Source organism: Vibrio sp. M260121, assembly GCF_036533715.1.
In the GTDB taxonomy this organism is placed as follows: Bacteria; Pseudomonadota; Gammaproteobacteria; order Enterobacterales; family Vibrionaceae; genus Vibrio.
Genome location: NZ_JATABF010000080.1, coordinates 1 through 6,705, shown reverse-complemented (window position 1 = coordinate 6,705; position 6,705 = coordinate 1). Strand labels below are relative to the sequence as shown.

Below are 6,705 nucleotides of genomic sequence, written 5' to 3'. Positions count from 1 at the left end.
TGCCAAATTAGGTGGTTGGAAAGATACCAAGAGGACGGGCAGAGCTTCAATAAAGGCACTTTGGGAAGGATGGTTTAAACTGCAAACCATCCTTGAAGGCTACGAGCTCGCAATGTCTCTTGATCACTAGACTTGTGATCAAGAGACAGTCATAACGAGGGCTTTTTAGTATTTGGTAGGGAAGTTGAGTAAATTAACCTAATGCGATTTTATCGGCAGGGAATACAACACCAGTTTGTCTTCTCACTTCGGTTAGCACTTTGGCGACCGTCAATGAGCGCAGCTTCATTTGAGGGTCAATCGAGCCAAGTTTTAGTTGCTTAGCAAATGCCTGCGCTTCATAGAACATGTGGTTCTCTTCTTGAGGTAGCGTGAGAACCTCTTTGTCTTCGCCACGTAGAATGCGTTTAACACCACGACCTGTGGCAATCATATCCACCAGCACACTGCCCTGTTCACCTTGGAATTCGCTTGGGATAAGTGAATCACTCACCTTCGAGTGCAATAGGTTCACATTAAAGCCATCGTAAGCCAGCGTCACGCTGCCACAACCATCAACGCCGGAAGGCAGAACATGAGCACTTGCTTGTACGCTGTTAGGCTCTCCAAACAACTCAACAGCAGAACCAACACAGTAGTAACCAATGTCCATGATGGAGCCATTGGAAAACTCAGGATTGAAAGTGTTTGGATTCTCACCATTTAGATATTTCTGATAGCGAGAAGAGTACTGACAGTAACTGATCGTAGCATGACGAAGAGGCGCGATCGTCGGTAGACTGTCTTTCAATACTTGGAAATTCGGAGTGTATGGCGACATGAAGGCTTCAAACAACACGACATTATTTTCTTCAGCCGCTTTAAACATCGTTTGAGCAAGAGAATAATTTGATGCCATCGGCTTTTCACAGATCACGTGCTTGCCCGCTTTGAGCATCTGCACTGCCTGAGGCGCATGAAATGAGTTTGGGCTCGCGATGTATACTGCATCAACGCTTTCATCCGCCCCTAAAGCATCGAGGTTATCGTAATAAGCTTCTGCGTTGTAAGGTGAGCCAAATTCGCGTGCTTTCTCTACATCACGAGAGTAGACGGCGTGAAGACAAAACTCTTTGGTCTGAATCGCCGCTTCAACAAATTGTTGAGAGATCCAGTTCGTCCCGATTACAGCAAGTTTGAACATGTTACTTCCTTTTCTTTATCGTTCTAAAAGCCGTAAAGAGTCCGGCTTTCAAGTGCGATTTAAGCAAGCTTTAGTTCATTAAACAACTCAAACAGTTGATTCGATTTGTAAGGTTTCGGTAAGTATGCGTCCATCCCTGCAGCAAAACAGTTTTGGATATCTTCTTCTAGCACGCTAGCGGTAAGAGCAATGATTGTGATTTTGTCGCTCCCGACTTCTTTCTCCCAACGACGAATCTCTTTTGTCGCAGTCAACCCATCCATTATCGGCATCATGCAGTCCATCAAAATGGCATCAAATTGCTCGCCTGTAGTGATTGCCTCCAGAGCTTCTTGCCCATTGCTCGCGATAAGATAATCGTACCCTGCTTTATCTAGAAAGAAACTGGCTATCTTTTGGTTCATCAAATTGTCTTCGGCAATCAAAATGCGACGATGTGTGCGTGACTGATTAATATTGTGAATCACAGCTGCTTTCGTGACATTGTCACTTTCAGCATTCTGCTCAACTTGAGCAAGCTCATCAATAGCATGCCTAAAGCGATTACCAAGAAATGGTTGAGTCAACACCGCATGAATTCGTTCTGAGTTGGTATAGGTGGTGGTGAGATGATGCTGACACACAATAATTCGGCTCGCGTCAACATAACTCTCTAACTCATCGATGGCCGAATCCAACTTACTTTTACCATCATGGCAGTAAAAAATGACTTCAGATTCTCTTGCAGTCGAGGTCAAATCCTCAATGTGCTTAGCCTCTGAGAGTCGTATTCCTGCCAAGCGACATTCTTTAACAATTTGGCCGGTGTAAGGGTATTGGTTTGCGATGAGTATACCGGTTCGGATTATTTCTGAACGCCAACCAACAATTGGAAGCACTTCCACTTCGATTGAGAATTCGAATCTGGTTCCAATCCCTTTCGATGACGTAGCGGTGAGTTTGCCCCCCATCATGGCAACCAATTGACGACAAATCGCTAAACCTAATCCAGTGCCACCAAACTGGCGCGAGATGCCTTCATCTTCCTGAGTAAAAGGTTCGAAGATGGTATTCAGTTTGTCTTGCTCAATACCCCCACCAGTATCTGTCACCCTGAACGTTAAGAAAACACTCTTTTGCGTCGTCGACTCTTGATAATCAACATCGACTGAAATGTGCCCTTCATGAGTGAACTTCACTGCATTCGAGACTAAGTTCATAATGATCTGTTTGATACGGTGATCGTCGACCATAATGCGCGGAGGAATACGTTCATCTAGGTTGATGTTTAATTCCAATTGCTTAGACGTTGCCTTGGATTGAAATAAAATCATCGACTGATAAACGACCTCGCGAATGTCCGTCTCTATTAAGGAAAGTTGCAAGTGGCCGGATTCAATTTTCGATAAATCAAGAATGTCGTTGAGCAGAGTCAACAACGTATGAGACGAAGTATCAATATCGGTTAAGACTTCTTTCTGATGATCGGAAAGATCACTTTGGGACAGTATCTCAGTCATGCCGATAATGCCATTCAGCGGAGTTCGTATTTCATGAGACATACTGGCAAGAAAGACCGATTTTGCGCGGTTTGCAGAGATGGCTGACTCTTTGGTTTTCAGAATCTCTTCTGTTTGTCGATTTTGCTCTTCCATCATGCGGTTGACTTGCTGCGCGAAAATGGTGAATTCATCATTACCGTCAACGGCAACCTTCTCTTCTTTCACATGTTCATGGATGAGAGTGTTGAGAGAGTGAATAATGGCGTCCAGTTTGCTGTACACTCGATACCAAGTACCAAATCCCAACCAACACAACAAGACGATGATGACCATGACTCCCGACGTCATCAACGTGATGCTTTGTTTTTGAGAGCTGACTTGGACTAACAACGCACTCTCGACTTGCTGAGTGAACCCTTCCGTCATTACTTGTAAACGTTGCACGCGGTGGTCAAGGTCTCTCAGATAAGTCACATAGTCCGATTGCGACAACTCACCAGCCATCAAACGTCCACGAGCTTCAATGCTAGAGAGATAGCGCGGCGATGTGTACAAGCTCAGTAGTTTATCAACTTGCTCATTTGAAGCCCCTAGCTTAAGGACCCCTTCCAAACTTTGCTGTTGTCGCTCAATTGCTTGGAAAAACATCCCTTGATTCGGCTTACTTTCTGGCTCTAACACCAAGCGATAGGTTAACCACGCCTCTTTTTGCGTCCAATAAGAAAGCTGTGCGAGATAAGCAATGAAGTCTTGCATCCAATGCGCCTCGTCACTGTCGAATAGGTGGTAATGCTGAACCAATGCTTCAGACATTTCCTGTAAGAGACGAAATGACCAATCTCCCGCATCCACACTGCCCCTTATGTCACCAGAGATCACATCTAACATGGCTTGCTTTAAATCATCGGAATACTCCAAGGTGTGGCTGTTTTTCATGAACTTGTTATAAATGGCGAGCGCTTTATCTCGTTGAACTTTCACCTCAATAGGAAGAGGCTGTTCTTCTTCATATTGATGACGCTCTTTCTCCATCTCGTATACAAAGTGAGAAGCTTCAGAAATCAGCTTCAAGCCTTGGATATTACTGATGGTTTCATTGAGTCTGGCGACTCGTTGGGAGTTAATAGAGAATTGATGAACGGCGAACACAAAAATAACCACCGCAGGTAACAGTGCGAGTAGAGCTAAACGTAATTTTATAGAAAGTTTTATCATCCGTTCGCCCGAGTTAAGAAAAAGCCCTCGAATTAATACTAGACTACTTTCATAGATTGAATATGAACTTATACGAAGGGTTTTATTGGCACTTTTACTATGCTTATTTGCTCAAATAGGCAAAAACAACACTTAGAGCCCTTTATTGCACCAAGGTTGACCAAACAAAAAATGTGATTACTTGCAAAATTTTGCAGCATCATTTTTAAACAGATTTGGTTAAATCGACTCATACCATTGGTGAATCCCGAACTATCGCTAAAAAGCGCCTAAAACGTTTACTATTTTCGTGTTAAAGATAACAAGGGTCACAAAAACCAAATACACCCTATCATTGTTACAGCCTTTCCATTTGAAACGATCCTTTATCATCGCGAATTAAGTTTTATATTTGTAAAAAGTCAATCCCCATCAAACCCTGCCTTAGTCACATTAATAAACCATTAAAATGACGATTTACCACACTTTAAACTGGATTTATTTTTCCTAGCAGAATAAGACCTCCACCCGTACAATCCGCACACATTATTATTACAACCCAATTAAAAAACACCCTCACTTCACGCTCTACCGTTGAGGTAACAGCAGAAAGTAAGGTCAGCCCCCAAAACGTGAAAGGTCCAAAACAACAATGAGTCCAGAGAAATATCTCCAAGATTGGCAAACTAGCCAAACGATTGCTGAATCTATCTCCCCTCTTATTGGTAAGCTGTATCGTCAAAAAGGAATCGAAGTGGTTCTGTTTGGTAAAACACTTATCAACGCAACAACCATAGACATTCTCAAAACTCACCGTATTGCAAGACGTTACACCGGAAGCCCTCTCTCTCTAGAACAAACCATGCCAATCATCCAAGCGCTGTGCGAAATGAGCATCTCGTCTTGCCGCGTTGATGTTGGTCAGCTTGCTGGTATGTACTGGAAAGATCACGAAGACACTGCAGCACTTAAAGACTTCTTACACACCGCTTTACATGGTGCTCGCGATGCAGATTCATCTCTGGCTGCTCGTGATGTGGTTCTTTACGGTTTCGGTCGAATTGGTCGTCTACTTACTCGTCTGCTGATTGAAAAGAGTGGTCCGGGTTACCCGCTTCGTCTGCGTGCTATCGTGGTACGTGGCGGCAAGAAAGGTGATCTTGAGAAGCGTGCAAGCTTGCTACGTCGTGACTCCGTTCATGGACAGTTCAACGGTAGTATCGTGATTGATGAAGAGCGCAAAGCGCTGATCGTAAACGGTAACTACATTCAAATTATTTACGCCAACAGCCCGAGCGATGTGGACTACTCAGTTTACGGTATCAACAATGCGCTAGTTGTTGATAACACGGGCGTTTGGCGCGATGCCGAAGGTCTTAGCCAACACGTAGCGTGTAACGGTGCAGAGAAAGTACTGCTTACCGCACCAGGTAAAGGCGACATCAAGAACGTAGTATTTGGTGTGAATGAATCTGTGATTCAAGAAGATGACACCATCATCTCCGCAGCGAGCTGTACGACTAACGCTATCACTCCGGTACTTAAAGCACTTAACGATAAATACGGCGTGCTTTCAGGCCACATTGAGACCGTTCACTCTTACACCAACGATCAAAACCTAATCGACAACTTCCACTCAGGCGATCGCCGTGGTCGTAGTGCTTCATTGAACATGGTTCTTACGTCAACAGGCGCAGCGAAAGCGGTAGCAAAAGCACTTCCAGAACTTGCAGGTAAGCTTACAGGCAACGCAATTCGTGTACCGACTCCGAACGTATCAATGGCTGTTGCAAACCTTAACTTGGGTGAAGATGTAGACCGTGATTCGCTGAACGAATACCTACGTGAAATGGCATTAAACTCTGAGCTTTCTGCGCAGATCGATTACACAGATTCGACAGAAATCGTATCAAGCGATCTAGTGGGTTCTCGCCACGCAGGTGTGGTCGACGGTCAAGCAACCATCGCTCAAGACAAGCGCTGTGTACTGTACATCTGGTACGACAACGAATTTGGTTACAGCTGTCAAGTTGTACACTGTATGGAACAAATGATGGGTGTTCGTTACCAAACATTCCCTCGATAAGGTGAACCTTGCTCCACAACGTTAACCACAATGTGTAACGAGCAACACCCCAGCATTTGTTTTAAATAATAAGCGCCTTGCGCATTACTAATATACTTCCCCGCTTATACGTCTGATGACCCTCAGGCGTTTTTTCGTTTTTAAGACACTTTGACATTCCTCAGACAAATCGATGCGAAATTGAACGGTATATTCATGTTTCGTTCATATTCAAACCCGTAATATGAACCCATAGATTGAAAGAGAGGTCATGATTATGAATCGAATTATCGTTACTGCATTGGCACTGATTACTGGCTTTTTTACTTTGGTATTTAGCCTAATCATGGCGATTCCATTGACCATCGCAGCCCTAATCACTGGTAAACGTATTGAAAAACGCGTAAAGCAAATGCAACAAGAAATGCATGAAGAGTATGAATTCAATACGGGCAAATCCGACGCGATTGAAGGCGAGTTTGAAGAAGTTCGTCGCTAATCTGAAGGTTCCACACTCCCCCTATGTTCCTGAGCAACCTTCTTTGCTGACATCCTATCTCGTTAAGAGTTAGGATGTTTTTTTGTCTGCCATATACAAAAAAGCTACCATCTTGGTAACCTTCTTTTCCTTCTGTTTGACCCATCCTAAATAAGGTTGACACTTCCCAACCAGAAAATTGGAGAGTGTTATGAAATCAATAACTAGACGAACTCAATGCGATTATTCCCTCGCTTTTAAATTGGATGTTGTTGACCAAGTTGAAAGAGGCGAACTGACTTAT

4 protein-coding genes are annotated in these 6,705 nt (G+C 43.8%); 2 read left to right on the top strand and 2 right to left on the bottom strand.

All coding sequences use genetic code 11. The annotated features are described in order from the left end of the window. Positions 1-193 precede the first annotated feature (193 nt). Together QTO06_RS24640 and QTO06_RS24635 are read right to left on the bottom strand one after the other, a co-directional pair. Complete coding sequence (locus tag QTO06_RS24640; RefSeq protein ID WP_331410259.1) at positions 194-1,183, bottom strand: Gfo/Idh/MocA family protein; 990 nt, start codon at positions 1,181-1,183, stop codon at positions 194-196. A 59-nt stretch (positions 1,184-1,242) separates the two neighbouring features. Further along, a complete protein-coding gene (locus tag QTO06_RS24635) occupies positions 1,243-3,879 on the bottom strand; it encodes a hybrid sensor histidine kinase/response regulator (RefSeq protein ID WP_331410258.1) in 2,637 nt (878 codons plus the stop codon). A 631-nt stretch (positions 3,880-4,510) separates the two neighbouring features. Between QTO06_RS24635 and QTO06_RS24630 the strand changes: the two genes are divergently transcribed. Next, a complete protein-coding gene (locus tag QTO06_RS24630) occupies positions 4,511-5,944 on the top strand; it encodes a glyceraldehyde-3-phosphate dehydrogenase (RefSeq protein WP_331410256.1) in 1,434 nt (477 codons plus the stop codon). Positions 5,945-6,200: 256 nt separating this feature from the next. Then, entirely contained in the window at positions 6,201-6,422 is a 222-nt protein-coding gene (locus QTO06_RS24625; protein WP_005442428.1) for a hypothetical protein, read from the top strand. Positions 6,423-6,705 lie beyond the last annotated feature (283 nt).

Excerpts from the sequence above, each read along its gene's own strand:
- QTO06_RS24635 (WP_331410258.1), bottom strand. The coding sequence starts at position 3,879 with ATGATAAAACTTTCTATAAAATTACGTTTAGCTCTACTCGCACTGTTA.
- QTO06_RS24625 (WP_005442428.1), top strand. The coding sequence starts at position 6,201 with ATGAATCGAATTATCGTTACTGCATTGGCACTGATTACTGGCTTTTTT.
- QTO06_RS24630 (WP_331410256.1), top strand. The coding sequence starts at position 4,511 with ATGAGTCCAGAGAAATATCTCCAAGATTGGCAAACTAGCCAAACGATT.
- QTO06_RS24640 (WP_331410259.1), bottom strand. The coding sequence starts at position 1,183 with ATGTTCAAACTTGCTGTAATCGGGACGAACTGGATCTCTCAACAATTT.